Source organism: Amycolatopsis keratiniphila subsp. keratiniphila (assembly GCF_001620365.2).
Taxonomy (GTDB): domain Bacteria; phylum Actinomycetota; class Actinomycetes; order Mycobacteriales; family Pseudonocardiaceae; genus Amycolatopsis; species Amycolatopsis keratiniphila.
The window spans coordinates 340066-365132 of record NZ_LQMT02000007.1 but is presented as its reverse complement, the minus strand read 5'-3'; the positions used below and the strand labels follow the sequence as shown (position 1 = coordinate 365132).

The following is a 25067-nucleotide window of genomic DNA, read 5'->3' as shown; positions in this document are numbered from 1 at the left end:
CCGGCGTCGCGTTCTTCGTCGTGCTGATCTTCTCATCGGCGGTGGGCGGCGCAAGTGGCACCTCGACAACCGAATACGGCTCCCCGGAAATGGGCCATGCGGCGACGATCGTCGCCGTCGGCAAACAGATGGACGTTCCCGAACCGGGCCGGGCCATCGCGATCACGACCGCCATCACCGAGTCACGACTACGGAACCTCGCGTACGGCGATCGCGACAGCGTCGGCCTCTTCGATCAGCGCCCCTCACAAGGCTGGGGCTCCGTCGCCCAGATCATGAACCCGAACTACAGCAGCGAGCATCTTTACCGGCATCTCATAGCGCTACCTACCGAACTGGCAGAACATGACCGTCGCCGAAGCCGCCCAAACAGTGCAGCGATCAGGACTTCCCGACCGCTACGCACAGTTCGAACCAGCCGCTCGTCAGATCGTCGCAGCAGTCCATGGGGCGACCTGTACAACCAGCGGAACAGCCGATTGCAACCGCGATCCAGACACTCACCCCCGCCGCGACGGTCGCGATCACCTACGCATGCAGCCAACGTAGCCTTCCGTACGTCTGAGGCGGAAACGGCTCGGACGGCGGGCATGAAGGTTTCGGCTGCTCCGGACTGGCCAAGGCCGCCTACGGCGCAGCGGGGATCTCGCTTCCCCGTACCGACCACACTCAATATCACGCCGGACCCCGGGTGCCGGACAAGGAACTGCTTCTACCGGGCGACCTCGTCTTTTACAGCATGCCCGCGAGAATTCACCATGTCGGCCTCTACATCGGAAAGGGTAAAATGATCAACGCGCCGACCTTCGGGAAGCCGTTCAGATCGATAACTACCGTCGGCCCGGTGACGCATACACGGGCGCGACGCGCCCATTAAACTAGGCTCTATTGTAGTTTTCGGAGGAACGGGACATATTCCTCACTTGCGACGCGGGCACAAAGCATCATTCAGACATCTGCACCTATATCGGGCGCGAGAACGAGGCTTCACTCAGCGGTACACGACTTGCCCCTGCCTCAAAACCCCGCATGTCAGGAATCCGTACTCGAATTCGTCGACTTCCACTATAATCGTTGACTTTTCCAGGGGCAGTGATGTGATCTGCAGATTCGACACCACCGCGGCGCCGAGTGAAGTATCTTTGGTTTGTGTCTTTAGCCCGTACGCCCATGCTCGACGCCGCTCATTCACCCGAATCGCGGATAGCCGCCGCCCATGTCAGTCTGTCATCGTCAAGCAGTCATGATCGACAGTGGGGGCGCAGTGTTGTTTCTGCAGATGGTACGAAGGTGACTCAAATCGTCGGCATCGACTCATCGTCGAGGTGGTCTCGCTTCAGGCCTGAACCTGGGCTGCGCTAAGATGTGAGAGTCAGCTTGATATCAAGGATAGTTGGGGGCCAATCATGGCAGAGCCGTCGGCGGACCGTCGCCACAGAGATGCTGCGGCAGTTAGGTCCGCTGGAACAGTTGCCCTATTGGCTGCATTTGTAATTGTAGTATTAGAGATTTTTGGTACCGGAACGCCGGAGTGGCCGCGATTGCTTGCAGTTGTGCTAGCTATCACTGGAATTGGGCTGAGAATTGAAGCTGCCTTATTGCGATCGCATAACCACTAGCCTGAACGGCAAGGTTAATGCCGTTGGTTCAGGCGAACACGGCAGAAGCTGATTCAAAATATCCCCGAAGATCACACTGTCGACATGATCATGCTGTAAGATCTTTCGGCTGACTAGCAGTACGCCTTGGCTAGTCCAATTCTAGGGGGACCATGAAGTTCGCAAAGGTAGCACTTGCGATCTCTGGCGTGACTCTATCCTTAGTGGCGGGCATCTCGCCTGCTACTGCTATGGGAAACGCGTTTACCGAACCCTTGAGCAGCCACTTGCCGCGGGTGGCAACCGACTACAAGCTCCGCCACCCGGACGATTATATCGGCCTGGAAAAGGTGATAGTTGCCAATGGTGGAAGTCGCGTGTCTTTCGCCATTGGTGAACGTGCTGGACTCTCTGCGCAAGCCGCGCAAGCGTTGCATAACCAGGCGGCAGTCGAACGTAAGGAGTCAAGCCCTTTCGGGATCATGGACTTGCCGCGGGACATCTTCGAAGTCGATGGCTACGCCTATTACGCGAAGGACTCCAACGATCCCAAGATTGAGTACTGGTTTTTCAATGGCAGCTGGAACTTTCGAGACAACTTCATCGGCACCGGTGCGCCAGGGGATGCGAGTGGAATCGGTGCTGCTGTTCCAAATTGCTGGGCGTGGGCAGGAGAGGCAATTGCTGCGCAAGACTATGAGGGGAACAGCTATCCCGTCAAGCACTTCGCGCGACAAAACGCGGGCGTAACCGCAACTCTTTGGGATATCGAGGACCGGACATCAGGGTTCAAGATGCTGATGGATCACGGGGGGACCCAGCTGGCTTTCAAGCGCACCAAGCCAGGCTGCGAGGGTGAAGCACTGCAAGCTCGGTATTACTATGAGCACAATCAGGGTGGTGACGGCTCTTGGGGCTTCAGCATCAGCCTCTTCGGCATGGCGCTTTCATACACGTCATCCCCATTGAAGTTACAAAAGGCGACCGGTGTGCTGTCAAGCATTTAAGCGTCGGCACTACCTTGGCGCATTGCGGGTGAGATAAGTAAGGGGAGGGCGAGCCTGCTGCATAAAGGCCCGCCCTTCCCTTCAGTCCACCCAACCTGATCCATGCGTGACTTCAGGAAAACGCAGCCAGGAAATAAGGTGGTCTGTGAGAGCGGATGGAGCTGAGCTTCCCCAGATGTTCGGACATCTCACCTGAGATGGCCTGCCAAATTGGGGGATGGCCGATCGCAAGTAGAGGACTAATTGCGGTTCAGGCCGTCAGCAAGGTGGCGAACTCAGTGGCTGGCTGGTCCGGATCCAGCGTATGGATCGCCCGCAGAAGCGCCTCGCTCCGCTCCAGCCCCAGCGCGCCCACGGTCACGTCGCGGAACTTCGCGTCCAGATCATCTTGCGACATCGGGTTCTCCGCCGTGCCGGCGGGATTGTCGACGAACACGTGCTCGGTGGTGCCGTCCCGATAGGTGACGGCGATGTCGCCGACCCAGCGGCCCGGATACGCCCGGTCCAACTCCGGCTTGACCTCGATCTTGACCCGGCGCGCCATCGCGTTGACGTCGCTTCCCTCACCGAGGTCGAGCCTTCCGGCCAGATAGTCGTGATGGGTCGTGAACCCGTTTCCATACCCCAAGACCGACAGCGCGAACTGGAACGGCAGGCTGTACTGCAGATGCTCGATGATCTTCGGCGCGTAGGCGTTCGCATTCTGATTGCCGATGATGACGTCGCCACCGGTCTGGATGCCCAACAGCACCGAGTCGATTTCCGAGGCGCGCGAAGCGATCTGGCGAGCGCCGTCGATGTAGGCGTGGTTGATCCCGCAGCAGCAGTACGGCTTGATCCATACGCGCGTGATCTCGAAGGGCTGGTCCAAGTCGAACGCGGCGGTGTCGGTCACCGAGCGTCCGGCGAAAGTCTGGAAGAAGCCTTTGCGGCCGCTGAGGAAGGTCGTCGGACCAGTGATGCCTGCCGCGGCCAGTTCCGCGGCGCGGATGCCGTTACGGGTTCCGATCCCGGAGTGCGCGCGTTTGATCGAGCCGCCGGAAGACGTGTACTCCGTCGTGCCCGAGGCGTGGCTCAGCGCGATCGAGAGCGTGTGGACCGTGGTCTCGACGTCGAATCCGCGCAGTTTGGCCGTGACCGCGGCGGCACCGAAGGTCGACAGCAGACCGTGCGGGTGGAAGCCACGCTCCAGCAGTTCGGGGGCCGCGAGGTTCCCGATACGGGTGTACACCTCGTACCCGGCGACGACGGCGGTGACTATGTCGCGCAGGGTGGCGCCGAGCTCTTCACCGACGGCGAACGCCGCGGAGACGACACAACTCCCGGGATGAGAGGAGCTCGCGCGGTGCGCGTCGTCGTACTCGAAGCCGTGGCCGAACGTCGCGTTGACGAAGGCGGCGTCGGCCGCGCTCATCGCGTCGGAGGTCGCGGTCACATGCGCGGTGCCCGGCGCGTGCGCCGCCCTGGTGACATCGAGGATCGCCTGGCTCCACGGAAGGGCCGCACTGCCGACCTGCAGACCGAGCTGGTCCTGCAGGAGACGGCGGGCACCGGCGAGCGCGTCCGCCGGGATCCGGTCGTAGGTGAGTCCGGTGACGAGCTGCGCCGCCGCTGTTTCGAGATTTCCCATGCTTGTCGCCTTTCAGTGGGGGAGGCCGTAGGACTTCAGCTCGACGTACGCGTCGAACCCTTCGAGGCCCGCCTCGCGGCCGATGCCGCTGTTCTTGAAGCCGCCGATCGGCGCGGTGAAGCCCACCGGATTGCCGTTGATCTCCACGGTCCCGGTCCGGATCCGCCGCGCGACCGACAGCGCGCGTTCGGGGTCGGCGGCGAACACCGAGCCGTTGAGGCCGTACTCCGAGTTGTTGGCGATCGCGACCGCTTCGGCCTCGGTGTCGAAGGTGTGCACCGTGAGCACCGGGCCGAAGATCTCCTCCTGCGCGATCTTCGCGTCCGGGTCGACGTCGGCGAAGACCGTCGGCGCGACGTACCAGCCGCGGTCGAGTCCCTCGGGGCGCGCGCCGCCGACGAGCAGCGTCGAACCCGACGCCTTGCCCTCGGCGATGTATCCCTCGACGCGGGTCCGCTGGGCCGCGCTCACCATCGGTCCCACCTCGGTGGCCGGGTCGAGCGGGTCGCCCACGGGCATCGAGGAGATCAGATCGACGAGCCGGTCGTGCAGTTCGTTCCGCCGCGAGCGAGCCACCACGATCCGCGTCTTGTTGCTGCACACCTGGCCGCTGTTGCGCAGCGAAACCGCGCGGACGGCGGCGATCGCGGCGTCGAGATCGGCGTCCTCCAGCAGGACGGCGGCCGATTTGCCGCCCAGTTCGAGTGTCACGCGCCGCAGATCCTGCCCGCACAGGGCGGCGATCCGGCGGCCCGCTGCCGTGGACCCGGTGAAGGACACCTTGTCCACGCCGCGATGACGTACGAGATGTTCACTGACTTCCCGCTGTGCCGGAACGATGTTCACCACGCCCGCGGGCAGTCCCGCTCGCTCCAGGAGGTGGCCGAGCAGGTACGCGTCGAGCGGTGTCTCCGGCGACGGCTTGACGACCATGGTGCAGCCGGCGAGCAGGGCTGGGGCGAGCTTGATCATGGTGATGAGCAGGGGTGCGTTCCAAGGAACGATCGCCGCGACGACACCGACCGGCTCACGGGTGACGAGCGCGTGCCCGCTCACGGACCGCCGGGTGTCGGACCACGGGTAAGTGGGCGCGAGGTCGATGAAGGCGTCGAGCAGCATGCGCGGGCCGATCGCCTGCATCTTGGTCGACAGCGTGATCGGGCAGCCCATTTCGGCGCTCACCAGGTGGGCCGCGTCCGACTCGTGGGCGGCGAGTTCCGCGCTGAGCTTGCGGAGAACGGCGATGCGCTCGTCGAGCGGCAGCCGGGGCCAAGGACCGTTGTCGAACGCTTCGCGCGCCGCGGTCACGGCGGCTTCGACATCCGCCTCGACGGCCTCCGGTACGCGCGCCACCGTCTGCTCGGTCGCGGGGGAGACCACCTCGATGACGCGGTCGGACGCGGGCATCACCCACTGGCCGCCGATGAACAACTTGTCGTAGTGACCTTGCCAAAGTTCGGTCGGCGCACTCATCGCGTTCGGCTCCTTTGTCGTTCGCTGCCTTGACCGACCTTACCGTAGATTATATAAAATATGTAGAATTCTCCGGAAGGCAGGAAGCATGCAGCACAAGCCGCTCGACGGCATCCGGATCCTCGAAATCGGCGGCTACATCGCGCTCCCGTTCGGGACCTCGATGCTCTGCGCACTCGGCGCCGAGGTGGTCAAGGTGGAACGCCCCGGTTCCGGCGAGGACTTCCGCCGCCACCAGAACGACCGCAGCCCGTATTTCCGGCAGTACAACACCGGGAAACGCAGCCTGGCGGTCGATCTCAAATCCGCCGACGGGGTCGCCGTGGTGAAGGCGCTCGTTCCGCGTTTCGACGTGGTGCTCGAGAATCTCCGGCCCGGCAAGGTCGCCGCGATGGGCCTGGGGCCTGATGACTGCCGGGCCCTGCGTCCGGACGTCATCTACGGCTCCGTCACGGGTTTCGGCTCCTCCGGGCCGCTGGCGAACCGTCCCGCCTACGACACGATCGGCCACGCGTTCGGCGGCCTCTACTCGTTGTTCAGCGATGGCGACCATCCGCAACTCGCCGGCGGGCTGAGCGCCGACCTGGTCACCGGGCTCAGCACGGCGACCGGTGTCCTGGCCGCGCTGGTGGGCAGGCTCAAGACCGGGCAGCCGCAGCGGATGGAGACCTCCATTATGGAGGCGGTGAGCGTCCTCATCGCCGACGGCGTCACCCAGGCCTTCGAACTCGGGCACGATCCCAGCCGTACGAGCCGTCACCCGCAGGCGCAGAACTTCTGTGTGCCGACGTCGACGGGTGAGTACCTGGCCGTGCACCTGTCGTCGTCGCAGAAGTTCTGGACCTCGCTGTGCCGGGCGATGGACCGGATGGATCTCACGGAGGATCCGCGCTTCGCCGAGTACCGGCCCCGCGAGGCGAACTACTTCGAGCTGGTCCCCATCGTCGAAGCGGAGTTCGCGACCAAACCGAAGAAACACTGGGAACAGGTCCTCACCGATCACGACGTCCCCTTCGCCCCGGTGCTGTCGATGAACGGCTACCTCGACCACGAACAGGTCCGGCATCTGGATCTCGTGGAACGCCAGGACGACGGTCTCGCCCTACTTCGTCCACCGTGGACATTCGACGGCGAACGCCCGGACCGCGCCGGCCGCGCGCCGAAGGTCGGTGCCGACACCCGTGCGGTTGCCGGTGAAGTGCTCACCGCGGAAGAGATCGAAGAATTGATCACGACCGGAGTGCTGTACGCGGACGAGTCCTGAGTGTCCAGATTCTTGGACAGTGAGGCACTCCTCAGCTCCCTATCGTCGGAGCAGATCCCCGTGACCCCAGGAAAGTGAGGACGACGATGTCCGAAGCCACCAAGGAAGAACTCGCCCAGGGCTGGCTCAAGGCCCTGACCGATGTCGATCACTTCTACGAGATCTGCACACCGGATTGCCGGGTGTGGCACAGCGCCGACGACAAGTGGATGTCGCTCAAGGCCGCCATCGACGCGGTGCACGACCGCGGCGGCTTGCCCGAGTTCACGAACTCGCGCGTGACGTTGACCGAGAAGGGTTTCTTTGCCCAGACCTCAGGTGTGCTCAAGCCGCAGGGTGAGGACGGGCCCGAGGTCAAGATTCACCTCATCCAGGTCGCGACCGTCGAGGGCGGCAAGGTCGTCCAGGCCGAGGAGTACATCGGCCCCGAGACGGACCTCGCGGTCTGAAATCCCACCCGGTAAGGCAGAAGGAGCAAGACATGTCCGGACTCGCGGGCAGATCCGTCATCGTCACCGGTGGGGCCAGCGGCATCGGCGAGGCCGCCGTGCGGCTTTTCGCGGAGAACGGCGCCAAGGTCACCATCGCCGACCGCACGGAGGATGCGGGAGAATCCCTGGCGAAGGAATTGAAGGGCCAGGGACACGAGGTCCAGTTCGTCACGACGGACGTGACCGACGAGGACCAGGTGAAGGCGATGGTCGACGCCGCCGTGTCGGCGTACGGCAGGCTTGATGGCGCGTTCAACAACGCGGGCGTCCCGAACACGGGCAAACTGCTCACCGACATCGACCGCGCGGACTTCGACCGGATCTTCGCCATCAACGTCACCGGGCCGTTCCTGTGCATGAAGCACGAGATCCCGGCGATGCTCGAAACCGGCGGGGGTTCGATCGTCAACACCGCGTCCGTCGGGGCGTTCATCTACATCCCGAAGGCCGCGGAGTACACCGCGTCGAAGCACGCGCTGATGGGGCTCACCAAGGCGGCCGCGGCCGAATACGGTGAGAAGGGCATCCGCGTCAACGCGATCGGTCCTTCGACGTCCATGACACCGATGTACCTGGAGTACATCAAGCTCAACCCGGACTACGTGAAGACGGTCGAGGCGACGCACGCGCTGCGCCGAGGCAGTGAGCCGGTCGAGCAGGCGCAGGCCGCGATGTGGTTGCTCTCCGACGCGGCGTCCTACGTCACCGGGGTCACGCTCGCGGTGGACGGCGGCTACACGCTGTACTGAGTGAAGTGGCTCGTGCCGGAGCGCGCTCCTCTGGCACGAGCCACTGGTGAAGTCAGTCGATGCGCAGCGCGCGTATCCGGTTGTAGAGCGTCGAGCGGCTGACACCCAGCGCAGTCGCCGCTTTCTGCTTGTTCCCACCTGCCGCTTCGATGGCGGCCACGATGACCTCGCGTTCGGCTTGGCGCAGCGGGGAACCAGGTGACGGTCTCCCGCGATGCGACTCGGGGAGATCCGCCGGGACGATGTCTCCCGCGGAACGCGCGTCGGCGATCGCGAGCATGACCCGCCGCAGTTCGGAGAAGTTGCCGGGCCAAGGCTGTGCGGTCAACACGCTCAAGGCATCGGCGGTGAGACGGGTGCGCCCCGCTCCCGTGACCTCGTCCAGCACACGTTGCGCGAGCTGCGGGATCTCGTGCCGTCGCCGGCGCAGGGGAAGCAGGTTCCGTCTTGCGGTGCACATCGCGGCCAATGGCGCGTGCACACCGTCCAGATGCTCGCCTGGCGTTGAAACCACCACGACCTCACGCCGGGTCGCGCGCAGGCGCTGGACCAGGATCGCGGTCATCCGCTCGGAGAGAAGCTGGGCGTTGTCCACGATCACGGCCGGGCCCTGGCTCCCGAGTATCTCGTCCATGGTGACGGCCCACGACTGCTCGCCTTGCCGCACGATCTCGGCGGCGTCGAGCGTGACCGGATCACCTCCGGCGGCCTCCTGCGCCGCGGTGGTGCGTCCGGTGCCCGGCTCGCCGACGACGAGGAGTGGCCAACCCGGTTCGCTGTCGAACCGGTCGTGCCGGTGTGCCGGCGCATCCGCGAGGATGTCCACCAGTACACCCTGCACTCCGTCGATCGGGGCACAGTGCACCGCGATGGTACGGCCGGAAGCCAGGTCCAGACGCTGTGTCTCGCCAAGACGAGAGGGAATCTGTTCGGCACAGGCCCGGACGGCGGCGTGGTCGGCGGGCTGGAGCAGGTCCAGCGCCGCGGGTGTGGCCAGCACGAGCCCTTCGCCGAGCACGATCACCGGACGGTCGCGGCGCCGCGCGGCTTGCTGGAACGCGGTCAGCAGCCGGTGCTGGGCGTTGGGGGACGCCAGTTGCAGGCGGTCTTCGATGTCACGGACCATCCGCTGGACGAGCGGCGGGAACAGCCGGTCGTCCTCACCGGAGGGCCTCCCGATACCGAGCACCCCTTCGAGCCTGCGGGTGACCGGATTGACGATCGGGTGCCCGTAACAGGTGAACGCGTGAAAGGACGCCAGCGAGTGTTCGGGGCCGCGGACGAGCAGTCCTTGCCTCGTTTCCGCCGGTGTTCCCACGGCGTTGACCCCGATTTCGTCCTCACCGAACGAGACGCCCGGAGCGATACCGAGCCTCTCGATGGTCCGATGGAACGATCTGTTCGCGGAGCGCACGCCGACGACCTTCGCCGTCTGATCGGCGAGGACCAGCGCGACGGGGGATCCGGCGAGTTCGGCGGCGAAGCGTTCGAGCACCGGATTCGCCGCCCGGCTCAGCGGAGTGGTGTCGTCACGCGGCTCCGGTGCGATCCGGTCTGCCATCGCGACTCCTTCGGCACGGTAGACAGGCATTAAATATAATGTCTCTAAGTTACGGGAGTGGCCACGATCGAGGGAGGGACAACTCCGTCCCTCCCCGGTGCGGTCGCACCTTGTCACACTAGGTCGATGGCGGGAAGGTGCACCCGAACGAACGCGGTGAGTTCGTGAGCGCCCGCTGGACGGACTTGCGGCCGTCGCGTCCTCTCAAGCGCTCGCGTCTGCTGCTGGTCTGCTTCGCGATCTTCGCCACCTGGTCTCCCGCGAAGAAAAACGGCCCACCGTCCGATATGGACGGTGGGCCGCTATGTTCCCCCGGACGCGTTACGGAGCGGTGACGGTCGCGGTCGCCCGCGGTCCGCCGTTGCAGCTGACGGTCTGCCCGATGAAGACCGCCTTCGTCGAGCAGCCTTCGTCGTCGGTCACGGTGACCTTCACGGTCCGCGGGCCGGCGCCGGTGAACGTGTGCGCGACTTCGGGCTCCGTCGTGGTCAAGGTCTGCCCGTCACCGAAGTCCCAGTCGTACCGCACGATCCTTCCGTCCGGGTCGGACGACGCCGCCGCGGAAAAGAAGCCGGTGCCGCCCTGTGCGGACACCACGCGCACGGACGCGGTCGGTCCCTGGTCCGGGGTGAGCACGGCGGACGGGCCGTCGTTCATCAGCACGCCTGTGTTCGTGGCGGGCAGCCCGGTCGGTGCCAGGCCGCCGTTTTCGCCGACGTTGTAGCTGTGCACCCGTGAGGTCACCCCAGGGGAGAAGACGTCGGCGAGGAACAGCACCTTCCCGTCCGGGCTCAGGATCGTGCGGCCCGGCATGCCGTCCGGTGCGTCGTAGGGAGAACCCGGCAGCGAGGCGAGCGCGCCGTCCGCGCCGATCCGGAATCCTTCGACCGCGCCACTGCCGGCGGTGGGCACGTACAGACGGCCGCTGTCGGCGGTGATCGCCGCACCGTGCGGGAGATCCCCGGTCGGGTACGGGCCCCCCGGGGTCGGGGTGAGCGTGCCATCCGCGCCGATCGCGAATCCGATCAGGCTGGCGCCCTGTTCATTGCTGATGTACAGGAACTTGCCGTCGGGAGTCACCGCGGGCAGCGCTGGGACGTTACCCGTGGGGTACTGGCCGATCAGGGTGAGGCGGCCGTCCGGCGCGACCGCGAAACTGGTCACCTTGGACAGCAGGGTGCTGGTGACGAACAGGAACCTGCCGTCCGGGCTGAGGGCGGGCAGGCTGAGCGCGCTGTCGCCGGGAACCGCCGCCGGAGGTGCGGTGGTCTTCGTAATGGCGCCGGATGCGGCGACGTCGTAGGAGCGGACCTCGTTCTCACCGCCGCCCATGGTCGCGAACAGCCGCGAGCCGTCTGGGGTGAGCGCCAGACCGACGACCGCGGCGCCGGTGCCGACCTTGCCGCCGGGAATCGCGGTGAGCTTGCCGTCGGCGCCGATCCGGTACCCGGTGATCGACGAGCCGGTCAGGGTGGCGACGTAGGCATTCTTGCCGTCGGGGGTGACGACGATCGAAAAGCCGGCGGAGGCGGCGAACGGCGATCCGGCGACTTTCGAAAGCGTGCCGTCCTTGGCGACTCCGTGTACCGCGACGTTTTGGGATAGCAGACCACCCACGAGCAGGAACCTGCCCGGGGTGGCGGTGGCGGCGTACGCCGGTGACGACGCCAGGAGACCGCCGGCGAGGAGCGACAGGACGGCCGTGAGACCGGCCGCCGCGCGACGGGGGCGGAGAAGAGGGTTTCTGGACATGAGCGCGTGAAACCTCCGTGTTGTGAACTTCTCGACGTTGAGCCAGATCAGCGGAGCGGGGCTCGCATCGAAGTTAAGGAGCTTTGACCGCTGGTGACTGTCCAAGAAGTTGGACAGCCGGTAACGGGTCCGCTCCTTACCGTCGTAGCGGGAAAGCACCGCCCGACTCGATGGAGAGTGGAGTGGAAATGGGAATCTGCCGCCCGGATGACCGAACACTCCACTGTGGACGGACAACGTCCGTGCTCGCGCTGATCGTCACGGTCGGCTTCCTGGTCGCGGTGGACAACACGATCGTCGCGGCGGCCGCCGGTTCCATCGTCGCGGATCTCGGCGCCGGGATCGGGCTGGTGCCGTGGCTGGGACTGGGCTACACGCTGCCCTTTGCCGCACTGCTGGTGTTCACCGGACCGGTGATCGATCGGTTCGGCGCGCGGGCGGTACTGCGATGGGGCGGCGCCGGGTTCACGCTCGGGGCTCTTCTCGCCGCGACCGCTTGGGGGACTGCCCCGCTGATGGCGGGCCGGGTGGCGCAAGGTGTGGCGGCCGCGGCGATCGTGCCCGCCACGTTGACCCTGCTCCGGTCGGCCCTTCCGCCTGCTCACCGGAGCATCGGTGCGGCCGGATGGTTGGCAGCGCTGGCCTGCGGCCTGGCCGGTGGGCCGGTCCTCGGCGGGGCACTGAGCCAGTACCTGCACTGGCGGTGGGTGTTCTGGGCGGTGCTGGCCTGCGCTGTGGTCGTGCTGCTGCTCGCCGGAGCGGCGCCCGCCGGACAGGGGGAGAGGACTCCACGGCTCCGCCGGGCGCTGCCGGAGCTGATGCGACACCAGACTTTGACGGGATCCCTGTTGCTGCAAGCACTTTGGGGAATCGGCGTCACCGGCGTCGCGTTCTTCACGCCGCTGGCGTACGGGGAGTTGTTCAGCGTCGGGCCCGGGACCGCCGCCCTGCCGCTGGTGATCGTGGCGCTGGCGGTGATCGCGGCGACGCCCCTCGTCGGACGAGCGGTGCGCAGGCTGGGCGCCGGTGCGGCGGTCGCCGGTGGACTCGCCACGGTGGCCGCCGGCCTGGGAACACTCGCGGTCCTGGGGAACGAGCCCGCGATCGTTCCGAGACTCGCCGCGCTCGCGCTGGTCGGGTTCGGTTCCGCTTTCACCGCTCCGCTGACCACACAGGTACTGGAAGTCGTCCCGTCCCGGCTGGCGGGCACCGCCGCGGGGCTGCTGTCCGCGTCACGTGAACTGTCGGGCGCCGTCGGTGTCGGCCTGGCCGGAGCGTTGGTCGCGCTCGGCCCGCTCGTCGACGGCTACACCCGCGCGCTCGCCCTTTCCGCCGTTCTGACCGCCGTGGCCGCGTCGCTGGCCACGCGCCTGCTCCTTCCCCGGCACATCGACGAAGTGAGGAAGATTCGATGATCTCGGTCGCATCTGTTTCGACGGCCATCGCCCCGTTGCCGGGGCAGCTCGCGGCGTGGGCCGCCTTGGACGGCGATTCCGTCGCCCTCACCTTCCTGGACCATCGCCGGCATCCCGCCGGTCGCGCGATTTCGCTGACCTGGCGGCAGCTCGACGACCGGGCCACCGACATCGCGGTCTGGCTGCGTTCGAGGGTGGACCCCGGGGACCCGGTGGCGATCATGGCCGACCAGAGTCCCCAGTACGTCACGGCCTTCCTGGGAATCCTGCGCGCGGGCGCGGTGGCGGTCCCGCTTTTCGGCCCGGATCTGCCGGGCCACGGCGACCGGCTGGCCGCCGTGCTCGCCGATTGCTCACCGCGGCTGGTCCTGACCGGCGCGGACGATTTCGGGCAGGTCCGCGCCTTTCTCGACGACCGAGGGATGAACGACGTCCCCGTGTGCGCCGTCGAGGAGGTTCCTCAGGCGGGCGAAGAGATCGCGACGGTCACCCTGGCGCCCGACGATGTCGCCTACCTGCAATACACCTCCGGCTCCACCGGCACACCGCGCGGCGTGGTCATCACCCACGGGAACGTCGTCGCCAACGCGAGGCAGGCTTGCGCCGCCTACGGGGTCAGCAGCGGGCAAGGCGTCACGGTGAGCTGGCTGCCGCTTTTCCACGACATGGGCCTGATGCTCTCGGTCGCCGGGCCGCTGGTGAGCGGAGCACGCACAGTCCTGATGCGACCACTGGCGTTCCTGGAACAGCCGCTGCGATGGCTGCAGGCGTTGTCCGACAACCCTGGCGCGGTGACCGCGGCACCGGGCTTCGCTTATGCCTACGCCGCCGCGCGGGTACGTGGACCGGAGAAGGCGCTTCTGCGGTTGGACACCGTTCTCGCCCTCGTCGACGGCAGCGAACCCGTCCGGCCGGCCGCGATCGAGCGCTTCCGGGAGGCGTTCACGGAGTGCGGGCTCAGACCCGAGGCGCACCGCCCGTCCTATGGCCTGGCCGAGGCCACGGTCTACGTCTCGGCGAGCACGGCGGGTTCGGTGGCGCGAGGACGGCGGTTCGACCGAGCGGCGCTGGCGGACGGATGGCTCACCGAAGCACCGGAAGGCGGTATCGAATTCGTCTCCTGTGGACGGTCGATCGACCAGCGGGTGCTGGTGGTCGATCCGGGCACCGAGCGGGAGGTGCCCGATGGAACGGTGGGCGAGATCTGGGTGAACGGGCCCAACGTCGGCCGCGGCTACTGGAACCGGCCGGTGGTGTCCGCCGCCGTGTTCGGCGCGCGGCTGGCCGACCGGCCCGGCCTCGGCCGCTGGCTGCGCACCGGCGACCTGGGAGCACGACATGAGGGGGAGTTGTACGTGACCGGGCGGATCAAGGACCTGATCATCGTCGACGGACGCAACCATTACCCGCAGGACGTCGAAGACACCGTCGAGAGCGCTCACGACGCCGTCCGGCCGCGCAACAGCGTCGCGTTCGCCGTGAGCACCCCGGGTGGTGAACGCGCGGTCGTGCTCGCCGAGCGCAACCGCCGGATCGAGCCGGGTGACGTGGACACGCTGCGATTCGCCGCGACCGTACGTGCCGCGGTCGCCCGGCGGCACGGGCTGGCCCTGCAGGACGTCCGGCTCGTCGAGCCAGACACGCTGCCCCGCACCTCCAGTGGGAAGATCGCCCGGTCGGCCTGCCGTGACCGTTACCTGGCGGAGTTCGCGTGACCCCCGCCGAGCTCACCGCGTGGCTGGTCACCCGGCTGTCGGAACTGACGTCGCTGCCGCCCGGCCTGATCGAAGTGGACCGGCCGCTGCGCGACCTGGGTGTCTCTTCGCGTGACGCCATCGGCGTCGCAGGCGAACTCGGTGACGTGCTGGGCAGGCCCGTCGCCCCTGATCTGGTCTACCGGCACCCGAGCATCACCGAACTCGTGACGGCTTTGCTCGCACCCGATCCGCGCGGTCACAGGACCGGTCTCGTCGCAGCGGCGGAGCCGATCGCGGTGATCGGGGTCGGCTGCCGCCTGCCGGGCGGGATCGACTCTCCCGCCCGGTTCTGGGAGCTGCTGACCGCCGGACGGGACGTCATCGGCCCGCGCCCCTCAGGCTGTGAAGGACCTGATGAACCGGGCGGCTACCTGGACGACGTCGCCGGATTCGACGCGGAGTTCTTCGGCGTCACCGCCCACGAGGCCGCGTCGATGGATCCACAGCAGCGGATCATGGCGGAGGTCGCCTGGACGGCGCTGGAACACGCGGGCATCCCGCCGGGAGAGCTACGGGGCAGCCGGACAGGCGTCTTCGTGGGTGTCTCGGCCGCCGAGTACGGCGCGTTGAGCATGGCCGACCCCGGACGGGTCGACGCGTGGTCGGGCACCGGGGCATCGGCCGCGATCGTGGCCAACCGGCTGTCGTACTTGCTGGATCTGAGAGGGCCTTCGGCGGTCGTGGACACGGCGTGTTCCTCGTCGCTGGTCGCGGTGCACCACGCCTTGGTGAGCCTGCAGCGCGGAGAATGCGACCTCGCGTTGGCCGGAGGCGTGAACCTCTTGCTCAGCGAAGGTCCCTTCGCCACTTTCCGGCGTGCCGGTCTGCTCGCCGTCGACGCGCGCTGCAAGGCTTTCGACGCCGCGGCCGACGGGATCGTGCGGGGCGAGGGATGCGGGGTCGTCGTCCTGCGGCGGCTCGCGGACGCCCGGTCGGCGGGCGACCGGATACTGGCCGTCCTGCGCGGCAGCGCCACCAATTCCGACGGCCGGTCCAACGGGTTGATGGCGCCCAATCCGGCGGCGCAGACCGATCTCCTGCGCGAGGCCTACGACGTCGCCGCGGTCGATGCGTCCACTGTGGACTTTGTGGAGGCGCACGGCACCGGAACCTTGCTGGGCGACCCGATCGAAGCGGGCGCGCTCCGGGCGGCGCTCGGCTCCGGGAGGACGTCGGAGAATCCGCTTCTGCTGGGATCGGTCAAGACCAACCTGGGACATCTGGAAGGGGCGGCGGGGATCGTGGGGCTGATCAAGGTCGTCCTCGCCCTCGATCACGGCACCGTCCCGGCAGGCCTGCACTTCCGCGAACCCAATCCGCACATCGACTTCGACGGCCTGCGCGTGGTCGACGCTCCCGTGCCCTGGCCACGCTATTCGGGCCGGGCGCGCGCCGGCGTTTCGGCGTTCGGCTTCGGGGGCACCAACGCCCACGTCGTGGTCGAGGAATGGCCCAAAGCACCGCCGCCCGCACTGGCCGACGAGCAGCGGACCGAACTCGTCGCCGTGTCCGGTGCCGACACCACCCGGCTCGCCACCCACGCCGCGGATCTCGCGGACTGGCTCGAAGAACGAACCGACGTTCCGCTGGCAGACGTCGCCGCCACGCTGGCACGGCGGCGAGACCACGGCCGCGTCCGCGGGGTCGTGCGCGCGGCGGACCGTGCCGCGGCCGTCGCCGGGCTGCGGGCGATGGGGCTCGGTGACGCCGCGCCCGAGGTGACCACGGGCCTCGTCCGTGCCGAAGCGGCAGCGCCCGTGTTCGTCTTCTCCGGATTCGGATCATCCTGGTCCGGCGTGGGGGCCCGGCTGGCGGCGGCCGAGCCCGCGTTCGCCTCCGCCGTGGCCGACCTGGACTCCGTGTTCGCCGAACTGTGTGGGTTCTCCTTGAGTGAGGCACTGGAGAGCGATGACGGCGATCTGCGGGTGGCGCAACCGGCGTTGTTCGGTGTGCAGATCGCTCTCGCGCGTTACTGGGAAACCCGCGGGGTCCACCCGGCCGCCGTGGTGGGGCATTCGGTGGGGGAGGTCGCCGCCGCGGTCGTCGCGGGAGCGCTGGAGGTCCCGCAAGGACTGCTGGTGGTCCGCGAGCGTGCACGGCTACTCGCCGCGCTCGACACGGCGAACTCGGGTGCGATGGCGGTGGTCGAACTACCGGCGTCCGAAGTGGACGGACGGTTTCCCGGCGTCGAGGTCGCGGTGTACGCCTCGCCCGGCCAGTGCACCGTCGCCGGACCCGCGTCGGCCGTAGCGAGCCTCGTGGCCCGGGCGACGGCCGAGGGACGGTTCGCCCGCGTGCTGCCGATCGGGGCTGCCGCGCATACCGCTGCCGTCGAGCCGGGTTTGCGCCGTTTCCGTGACGCCGTCGGGACGGTGACCTCGTCGGCACCCACGGTCCGGGTGTTCTCGAGCGTGCTCGAAGACCCGCTGGCCGAGCCGAAATTCGACCTCGACCACTGGACGGCCAACCTGCGCCGCCCGGTCCGCTTCGCACAGGCCCTGCGTGCCGCCGCAGAGCGCGGGCATGCGGTCTTCCTGGAGATAGCGCCCCACCCGGTGACACTGGCTGCCATCGAGGACACTTGCGGTCCGGAGGCGCTGGCGTTGGCGAGCACTAGCCGCGACGCCGACGGCTTCCCGCCCGCACTCGCGGCTCTGCACGTCGCCGGGCATCCCGGCGCGCTGCGCGGGCAATACCCAGTGGCGCCGGTCCTGGACCTCCCCGGGCCACGCTGGCGGCACACCCGGTACTGGCGCGCCACGACGCCTTCTTCCGCCAGGCATCCTTTACTCGGTGAACACGTCGAGGTGCCCGAGGACGGCCGTCACCTGTGGCAGTCGGAGATCTCGACCGAACGCCTGCCTTGGCTGGCCGACCACGCCCTGGACGGCACCCCGGTCTTTCCGGCGACCGGCTACCTGGAACTGGCTCTGGCTGGGGGAGGCAAGGCCGTCCGCGAGCTGACCTTGGAGGTCCTCCTGCAACTGTCGGCCCCTGTCGAGGTCACCTCGAGCCTGATCGGTGAGGAGTTCACGGTGCTGGCGCGTTCGGTGGGCGAATGGGTCACGCACGCCCGGGCCACGGTGGTGGACGACGACACGGCCGCTCCTGTGCCGCTGCCACGGGTCGGTGGGCAGGGCATCGACCTGTACGGCCGCTTCGCCGACGCTGGACACGCGTACGGTCCGGCTTTCCGCGCACTCCACGGGGTGCACGCGGCGAACGGAGCCGCGTCCGCCCGCCTGACGCTCCCCGAGGAGGCGGGACACCATCCGGCGTACACGCTACATCCGGCGCTCGCCGACGCGTGCCTCCACGTGCTCGCCGCGGCCGCTGCGAGCGCTGGGACGGCCTCCGGGCGGTACGTGCCCACCGTTCTCGGCTCGGTCCGTCTGCTCGGAGACCCCTCGCGGGGGACCTGGTGCGCCGCCGAAGTCACCGGATCCACCCCGGACGGCATCACCGGCACCGTCCAGTTGCTCGCCGACGACGACACCGTACTGGTCGAATTCGCGCGGGTCCGCGCTGCGCGGTTGAAGACGCCGGTCACCGTCCTGGAACCGCGCTGGGAGCCGGTTCCGTTGCCACCGGTGACTTCGGGCCCGAAAACCTGGGCGCTTGTGTCCGAAGTGGACACATCGGAGCTGGTCGCCGCCCTCACCGACGCGGGGGACAGCGTCCACACAGATCCCTCCCGCCCGGCCGACGCGGTGGTGCTGCTCGCGGGGGAAGACGCCGACCCCGACGCCGCCCAGCGACAGGTGCTCCGAGTGGCCGCTCTAGTTCGGGTACTGGCCGACCGGCCCGAACCGCCACGTCTATGGCTCGTCACGAGGGGAGCGCACGCCGTGGTCCCAGAGGAGTCCGGTCGGCCCGGTCTCGCTGCGCTCCGGGCGTTGATCCGGGTGCTGGCCTTCGAACATCCCGCGATGCGCGCGACGCACGTGGACTTGGACCAGGGTGCCCCGCTGGTCGCGGAACTCCGCGCGGATCAGCCGGAGGACGAGGTCGCCTGGCGCGACGGCCGCCGCTTCGCCGCGAAGCTGACCCGCGTCGTCCTGGCGGCGGGGCCGGTCCCGGTCGGGCCGGGCGCCTACCTGCTCACCGGCGGTCTGGGCGAACTCGGCCTGCTGACCGCGGAATGGCTGGCCCGCCAAGGGGCGACCCGGCTGGTCCTGAACGGACGGACCGGACCGGCTCCCGGTGTGCTCGACGGATTGCATGCCCTCGGGGTGCACGTCGACGTCGTGCTCGGGGACCTGGCCGAACCCGGGGTGGCCGAACGGCTCGTCGAACGCGCACAGGAGGGCGGCGTCCGCCTGCGGGGAGTCGTGCACGGTGCGGGCTTGCTCGCGGATCGCGTCCTGACCGAGCTGGACGCGGACGACCTCGCCCGTGCATGGCGGCCCAAGGTTCTCGGTGGCCTGCGGCTGCACGAATCCACGGAGGGCGTCGAACTGGACTGGTGGCTCGCGCAGTCCTCGCTGGCCGGGCTGGTCGGTTCGCCCGGTCAGGCCGCGCACGCCACGGCCAACGCCTGGCTGGACGCGTTGGTAGCCGCCCGGCAGGCCGCCGGTTTGCCCGCGACGACCGTCAACTGGGCCGCGTGGACCCGTGAAGGCACCGAAGATCGGCTCAACGCAGGTCTGGCGTCGATCGATCCCACCACCGCCCTTGACGCGCTCGGCGCGGTCCTCGCCGACGGCCGTCCGGCGTTCGGCCTGCTGGACAGCGACCTGAACGCCGCCGCCGAGGTCTTTCCCGCACTGGCGGACCGGCCGTTCCTGGCAGGCCTCGTCACCCGCACCACGCCGGCCGGAAGAAGCGGCACTGTCCAAGAGCGCCTGCTCTCGTGCGTCACCGAAGTCCTGGGGATCGCTCCGCCGGATCCGCGGACATCGTTGCTGGAACTGGGCCTGGATTCGTTGACCGCCCTGCGGTTGCGCACGGCGGTGCTGCGGGAGTTCGGCACGCAGCCGTCCACCGCCTTGCTGCTGCGCGGGGCGGGAACGGCCGAGATCGCCGCTGACCTCGGCGTTGAGATCGGTGCCGCTCCCGCCGCCGCCGTCGTCATCGGAGCCCGCGACCACGCCGAACGCTGGATATCGTCGCTGTGGTGTGAGGTCCTGGACGTGCCGGAAGTCGGTGTACACGACGATTTCGCGGGCACGGCCGCGGCCGCCGGGCGGTTGCGCGAGGCCGTCACCCGCCGCCTCGGCACCGAACCTGCCGGTCTGTTCGACACCCCCACCGTGGCAGGCATGGCCGACGTCGTCCGTGAGCTGCTCGACGCCTCTCCCGAGGGCACCGTCCGCACACTGCGCGACGGTGACGGCCCGCCGCTGCACTTGTTCCATCCGGCGGGCGGGGCCACGAGCGTGTACCAGCCCCTGGTGACGGCGCTCGGCCGTCCGTGCCTCGGCTACGAGCGGGTGGACCATCTCGATTCCGTCGAAGAGAAGGCCGTGCACTACGCCGATCTGATCGCCGACCGCCAACCGGACGGACCCTGCGCGGTGGCGGGCTGGTCCTTCGGCGGCTACCTCGCCTACGAAGTCGCCAGGGTGCTCACCGAACGGGGCAGGCTGGTCGGGCCGGTGGTGCTCATCGACTCGATCCTCCCGCTCCCGGGGCCGGACACCGCGCCACTCGACCGGTTCATGCGATTCGCCGAGCACGTCGAACGAACTTACGGCGTCCCGCTCGGCCTGGCCCACGATGAACTGACCGCCGCCGAGGAGGACGACCGGATCGGGCTCGTACTCGACAGGGTCCGCGCCGCCGTGCCCGGAATCGGCGAGGGAGTACTGCGTCACCAGCACACGTCCTATGTGGACGCTCTGCTGGCCGAGCGGTACACCCCGCGCCCGTGGCACGGGCCGGTCGTGCTGCTGCGGGCCGAACAGCCGCATCCGCTGACCACGACGCTGGATCCGCGCTATCTGCGGACCGACGAGGCTCTCGGCTGGGACGCGCTCAGCCCGCGGTTGCGGGTGGTGCGGGTGCCCGGCGACCACGTCTCGATGATCGACCCGCCGCACGTCACGGCGCTCGCGGCCGCCTTGTCCGCCGCGCTCGACTTCCCGGAGGAATCCCGATGAGACGGCTGTTCAGGATCGCGATCGTTCTGCTCGTCGTCATCGCGGGCGTGTCGATCCCGCCCGCGTACGCCGAAGGGGCCCGCATAGTAGGCGAAGTCCAGGTCGACGACCGGACCACGGATCTCGTGATCGACTCGCCCGCGCTGGGCACCACCGCCATGGTCAGGGTGCTGCTGCCGTCGAACTACGCCGCCCGCCCCGAGCGCTCGTTTCCGCAACTGTGGCTGCTGCACGGTTGCTGCGCGGACCAGGACCCCGTGCCGACACCGGACTACCTCGGCTGGGCCGCGCACACCGACGTCGAAGAGTTCACCGTGGACAAAGACGTCGTGGTGATCATGCCCGCCGGTGGGTATGCCGCGTTCTACTCCACGTGGCGCTCGGGTATGCCGGACTGGGAAACGTTCCACACCAACGAAGTTCGAGAATTGGTCGAAAGCAAGTACCGCGTGAACCGGACCCGGGCTGTGGCCGGGCTGTCCACCGGTGGCTATGGCGCGATGGCGTACGCCTTCCGCCACAAGGGAATGTTCGCCGCGGCCGCGTCCTACAGCGGCCTTCCCAACACATTGCTGCCCGCCGCGACCCAGTTGATCCAGCTGATCCTGGTCCGTCAGGGCCATGGGCCCGAGGACTTGTGGGGCTCACAGTGGTGGGATCATGCTGTCTGGAGCGCCCGCAACCCCTTCGATCACGTCGACGATCTGCGTGGCACCGCCCTGTACGTCTCGTCGGGCGACGGACGCCAGGCGGGGGCCTCCTGGCCGACGGATCCGATCGAGGCGGCCGCCTCAGCTTCGTCCCGCACCTTCACCGACCGGTTGCGGCTTCGCGGGATCCCGGTGACCGTCGACTACTACGGCGACGGAACGCACAGCTGGCCGCACTGGGAGCGAGAACTGCACACGTCCTGGCCGTTCCTCGCCGCCGCGCTGGGGCTGGCAGGGAGCGAATAGATCATATATTGTCGGCAGATTCGCGGGATTGTCGAGGTGGACGATGGAAGCGGACAAGGTCGTCTCCCCGTCGGGCTCGCTCGCGGTGCTCGCACGGCGGTACCGCGAGCTGTGTGCCGACGTGAAATCCGTGCTGGACATCGACATCCCTCCGCCTCGGCAGGTAGGCCCCTGGGCGGACGAGGCGAAAGCGGTACTCGGCAGACTTTGGAACGCTGTCATGGGCGAAACCCTGCGTCGCACGGGAGAAACCGCGTCACCGGCGCTGGTTGAACTGCTTGGCCGTATCCGCGCCTTCGAGAGCGAGCTCGCCGAAGCCAGGCTTGCCGACAGGCACGTCCTGCTCCGCAGCGTCGCGGAATCCCTGGCATCCCTTCGCGACGCGAACACCGTGGATGAGTTCCTCAGCCGGGTTCCGGAAGCGGGCTGCCGTCTCGGGTTTGACCGGGTTCTCGTGTCCACAGTGGAGGATTCGGTCTGGCGGTTGCACACCATGTGCGTGACCAAGGAGCCGCGGTGGGCCGACGAGATCGTCGCCGTCGGGAAGGCCTCGCCGCCCCAGCTCGGCGAACGACTCGTCGAGGGCGACGTCGTCCGGTCCGGCAGGCCGCGGTTGATTTTCGACGCGCAACGGAGCACCCGCGTGGACAAGGACCTCATCCACGTCACCAAGTCCACTTCGTACGGTGTCGCGCCACTGACCCTGCACGGTGAGGTCGCCGGACTGCTGCATGGCGATTGCTACCACCAGCGCCGCGATGTCGACGAAGCCGACCAGGCCTTGTTGTCGGTGCTGGCCGAGGCGCTCAGCCATTCGCTCGGCAGGCTGACCTTGCTCGAAGGAGTGACCTTCCTACGAGGTGCGGCGGACCGGCTGGTGACGAATCCGTCGGCCGTTCCCCGCCAAGCGCCGCCGGCGCCGCCCACACCGGGTCCGGGACTCACCGCGCGTGAGATCCAGGTCATGGAACTGCTCGCGGCGGGGCACGCCAACCGGCACATCGCCCAGCGGCTCGTGATCTCCGAGCGCACGGCGAAGTCCCACATCACCAGCATCCTGCGCAAGCTCGGCGTCAGCAGCCGCACCGAAGCGATGGCGTACTGGCTGCGCCGGGAACCCGCGGCCTGGAACCTGCCCTAAGGTCGCACGAAATCCCTGACCCTTGGCCGATGCCGGCCCGGGTGCCCCGTTCCCAGAATGAACGCCTCATACACGGACGACCGTGGAGGCGTGAAGTGACTGAGCAGCGTGGCTCAGCCGACTGGCTGGTCGGCATCGACGTCGGGGGAACCTTCACCGACATCATCGGGCTCAACCGGACGACGGGGGAGATCCGCGACGGGAAGGTGCTCTCGACCAGGGAACAGGAGACGGGGGTGTTGCAGGCCCTCGGCGCCATCGACGTCACCGTCCCCGAGGTCGCGGAGATCGTGCACGGGCATACCGTCGGCATCAACGCCCTCCTGAGCAGGGCGGGTGCGAAGACCGGGCTCCTGGCGACGCAGGGGCACCGCGACCTGCTCGACATCGGCCGGATGCACCGGGAGTTCGGCGACCGGTTCTACGACCCCACCTGGCTGCGGCCGCACCAGGAGCGTCCCATCGTGGAGCGGCGGAACCGGATCGGGATCCCGGAGCGGATCGCCTACGACGGCTCGGAGCTGCTCCCGCTGGACGAAGAGGCGGTCCGCGCGGCGGGACGCGCCTTCGCCGAGCAGGGTGTCGAAGCGGTCGGCGTCTGCTTCATGAACTCCTACCAGAATCGCGAGCAGGAGCAGCGGGCCGCGAAGATCCTCGCCGAGGAGATCCCGCACGCCTACATCCAGACGTCCGCGCTGTATCCGGTCAGCAAGGAACACGAGCGCACCACCACCGTCGCCCTCGACGCCTATGTCGGGCCCGCCGTGGTGGGCTACCTGGAACGGCTGACGACCGCGCTCGCCGAACGCTCGTTCGGCGGCACGCTCTGGATCATGATGACCAACGGCGGCGTCGCCACCGTGCAGGACGCCGGCCGTGCCCCGGTGTTCCAACTGGTCTCCGGCCCGGTCGGCGGGGTCACCGGCAGTATCGGCCTCTCCCGCGACGCAGGACGGCCGCACCTGCTGACCATGGACGTCGGCGGGACCAGTACCGACGTCGCCGCGATCGTGGACGGCAAGACACCGCTGACCGACCTCTGGACCCTGGAGACGGGGCTTACCCTCACCCTGCCGCTGGTCGACGTCGAGAGCGTCGGCTCGGGCGCGGGCAGCATCATCGGGCCCAACGCGCTGGGCCAGATCGCCGTCGGGCCGGCGTCGGCGGGCTCGGATCCGGGCCCCGCCTGCTATGGGCGGGGAGGTGTCGAAGCCACACTGACCGACGCCTGCCTCGTGCTGGGTGTCCTGCAACCGGATCTGTTCGCCGACGGCCGGATCACCCTCGACGTCGAGGCCGCCCGCGCAGCCCTGACCCGCGCCGGCGAGCGCTGGAACCTCACGGCGGAGGAACTGGCCGAGGCCGCCTACCAGATCGCGTGCGAAGACATCGCCGCCAAGATCCGGACCATCTCCGTCTACCGGGGACTCGACGTCCGCGAGTTCGCGCTGCTGCCGTTCGGCTCCGCCGGGCCGATGCTCGCGGACCGCGTCGCCCGGATCCTCGGGGTGGACACCGTCGTCGTCCCCACCACCCCCGGCCAGTTCTCCGCGTTGGGACTGTTGCAAAGCGACCTGCGCACCACGCGCGCCCAGTCACTGATGGTCCCGTTGTCGCCGGACAACGCCGCGGCGATCGAAGACGGGTTCGCGGCCATGGAACGGAACCTCCTCGAGGAACTGACCGCGCAAGGGGTCGACGTCGACGGCCTGACCTTCGACCGCGCGATCTTCGCGATGTACCGCGGGCAGACGTGGGACAACCGGCTGCCGATCCGGGGAGACCGGGTGACCGTCGACAGCGTGCCGGAGACCGTCGCCGACTTCCACGCCTTCTACCAGGAGTCGTACGGCTTCTCCGCCGCCGAGATCCCGGTCGTCGCCTCCACCCTGGAGGTGACCGCGGTGATCCCGCGGCCGCACAAGGTCCCGAGCGCGGCCGCGGAAGACGGTGTCTCGCTGCTGGGCCACCGCGAACTCCGTGTGCCGGGCGCCGACCGAGTGGTCTCGGTCCCCGTGCACGTCCGAGAACGCCTCGAAGCCGGTGCCGTGGTCGAAGGCCCGGCGATCGTCTCGGAGAAGTTCGCGACGACGGTCGTCCTGCCGGGCCGCCGCGCCCGGCTCGGCGAAGACCGCCTCCTGATCATCGAGAACAACGGCTGAGGAGCAGCGA

General features: G+C 68.2%; 14 protein-coding genes and 1 pseudogene. 11 read left to right on the top strand and 4 right to left on the bottom strand.

The window, feature by feature from the left end:
• The first annotated feature begins 20 nt into the window (after positions 1-20).
• Positions 21-882: pseudogene (locus AVR91_RS44575) on the top strand (C40 family peptidase).
• Between the two features lie 889 nt (positions 883-1771).
• Positions 1772-2605, top strand: a complete 834-nt coding sequence (locus AVR91_RS42700; protein WP_143253894.1) for a hypothetical protein — start codon at positions 1772-1774, stop codon at positions 2603-2605.
• 250 nt (positions 2606-2855) lie between these two features.
• Here the strand turns inward: AVR91_RS42700 and AVR91_RS06025 are convergent, their stop codons facing one another.
• Together AVR91_RS06025 and AVR91_RS06020 are read right to left on the bottom strand one after the other, a co-directional pair.
• On the bottom strand, positions 2856-4235 hold the full coding sequence (locus tag AVR91_RS06025; protein ID WP_063274795.1) for an MmgE/PrpD family protein: 1380 nt from the start codon (positions 4233-4235) through the stop codon (positions 2856-2858).
• A 12-nt stretch (positions 4236-4247) separates the two neighbouring features.
• A complete protein-coding gene (locus AVR91_RS06020; RefSeq protein WP_063274794.1) occupies positions 4248-5708 on the bottom strand; it encodes an aldehyde dehydrogenase in 1461 nt (486 codons plus the stop codon).
• Positions 5709-5796: 88 nt separating this feature from the next.
• Between AVR91_RS06020 and AVR91_RS06015 the strand changes: the two genes are divergently transcribed.
• From AVR91_RS06015 to AVR91_RS06005, 3 genes are all read left to right on the top strand, one after another.
• Positions 5797-6972 carry a CaiB/BaiF CoA transferase family protein gene (locus AVR91_RS06015; RefSeq protein WP_063274793.1) on the top strand — a complete coding sequence of 392 codons (1176 nt, stop codon included), beginning with the start codon at positions 5797-5799 and terminating at the stop codon, positions 6970-6972.
• Positions 6973-7058: 86 nt separating this feature from the next.
• Positions 7059-7421: a nuclear transport factor 2-like protein gene (locus AVR91_RS06010; RefSeq protein WP_063274792.1), complete on the top strand. Its 363-nt coding sequence runs from the start codon at positions 7059-7061 to the stop codon at positions 7419-7421.
• A gap of 32 nt (positions 7422-7453) precedes the next feature.
• Positions 7454-8212 (top strand): SDR family NAD(P)-dependent oxidoreductase, encoded by a 759-nt coding sequence (locus AVR91_RS06005; RefSeq protein ID WP_063274791.1) that lies wholly within the window; start codon positions 7454-7456, stop codon positions 8210-8212.
• 52 nt (positions 8213-8264) lie between these two features.
• On the opposite strand, the gene AVR91_RS06000 is transcribed toward AVR91_RS06005, so the two are convergent.
• Together AVR91_RS06000 and AVR91_RS05995 are read right to left on the bottom strand one after the other, a co-directional pair.
• On the bottom strand, positions 8265-9773 hold the full coding sequence (locus AVR91_RS06000; RefSeq protein ID WP_063274790.1) for a helix-turn-helix domain-containing protein: 1509 nt from the start codon (positions 9771-9773) through the stop codon (positions 8265-8267).
• Between the two features lie 321 nt (positions 9774-10094).
• Positions 10095-11525 carry a beta-propeller fold lactonase family protein gene (locus tag AVR91_RS05995; protein WP_076857264.1) on the bottom strand — a complete coding sequence of 477 codons (1431 nt, stop codon included), beginning with the start codon at positions 11523-11525 and terminating at the stop codon, positions 10095-10097.
• 242 nt (positions 11526-11767) lie between these two features.
• Between AVR91_RS05995 and AVR91_RS05990 the strand changes: the two genes are divergently transcribed.
• The 6 genes from AVR91_RS05990 to AVR91_RS05965 all read left to right on the top strand — a co-directional run bounded on the left by AVR91_RS05990 (position 11768) and on the right by AVR91_RS05965 (position 25057).
• Positions 11768-12940, top strand: coding sequence for an MFS transporter (locus tag AVR91_RS05990; RefSeq protein ID WP_063274788.1), 1173 nt, complete (start codon positions 11768-11770; stop codon positions 12938-12940).
• The gene (locus AVR91_RS05985; protein WP_143253893.1) at positions 12937-14655 is read left to right on the top strand and encodes a fatty acyl-AMP ligase; all 1719 of its coding nucleotides are present in this window, start codon (positions 12937-12939) and stop codon (positions 14653-14655) included. The genes AVR91_RS05990 and AVR91_RS05985 overlap by 4 nt, the downstream gene beginning before the upstream one ends.
• A complete protein-coding gene (locus AVR91_RS05980; protein ID WP_063274787.1) occupies positions 14652-20798 on the top strand; it encodes a type I polyketide synthase in 6147 nt (2048 codons plus the stop codon). The genes AVR91_RS05985 and AVR91_RS05980 overlap by 4 nt, the downstream gene beginning before the upstream one ends.
• Positions 20795-21754: an alpha/beta hydrolase gene (locus AVR91_RS05975; protein ID WP_063274786.1), complete on the top strand. Its 960-nt coding sequence runs from the start codon at positions 20795-20797 to the stop codon at positions 21752-21754. The genes AVR91_RS05980 and AVR91_RS05975 overlap by 4 nt, the downstream gene beginning before the upstream one ends.
• Positions 21755-21797: 43 nt before the next feature.
• Positions 21798-22895 carry a LuxR C-terminal-related transcriptional regulator gene (locus AVR91_RS05970; RefSeq protein ID WP_063274785.1) on the top strand — a complete coding sequence of 366 codons (1098 nt, stop codon included), beginning with the start codon at positions 21798-21800 and terminating at the stop codon, positions 22893-22895.
• 95 nt (positions 22896-22990) lie between these two features.
• A complete protein-coding gene (locus AVR91_RS05965; RefSeq protein WP_063274784.1) occupies positions 22991-25057 on the top strand; it encodes a hydantoinase/oxoprolinase family protein in 2067 nt (688 codons plus the stop codon).
• Positions 25058-25067: the final 10 nt, after the last annotated feature.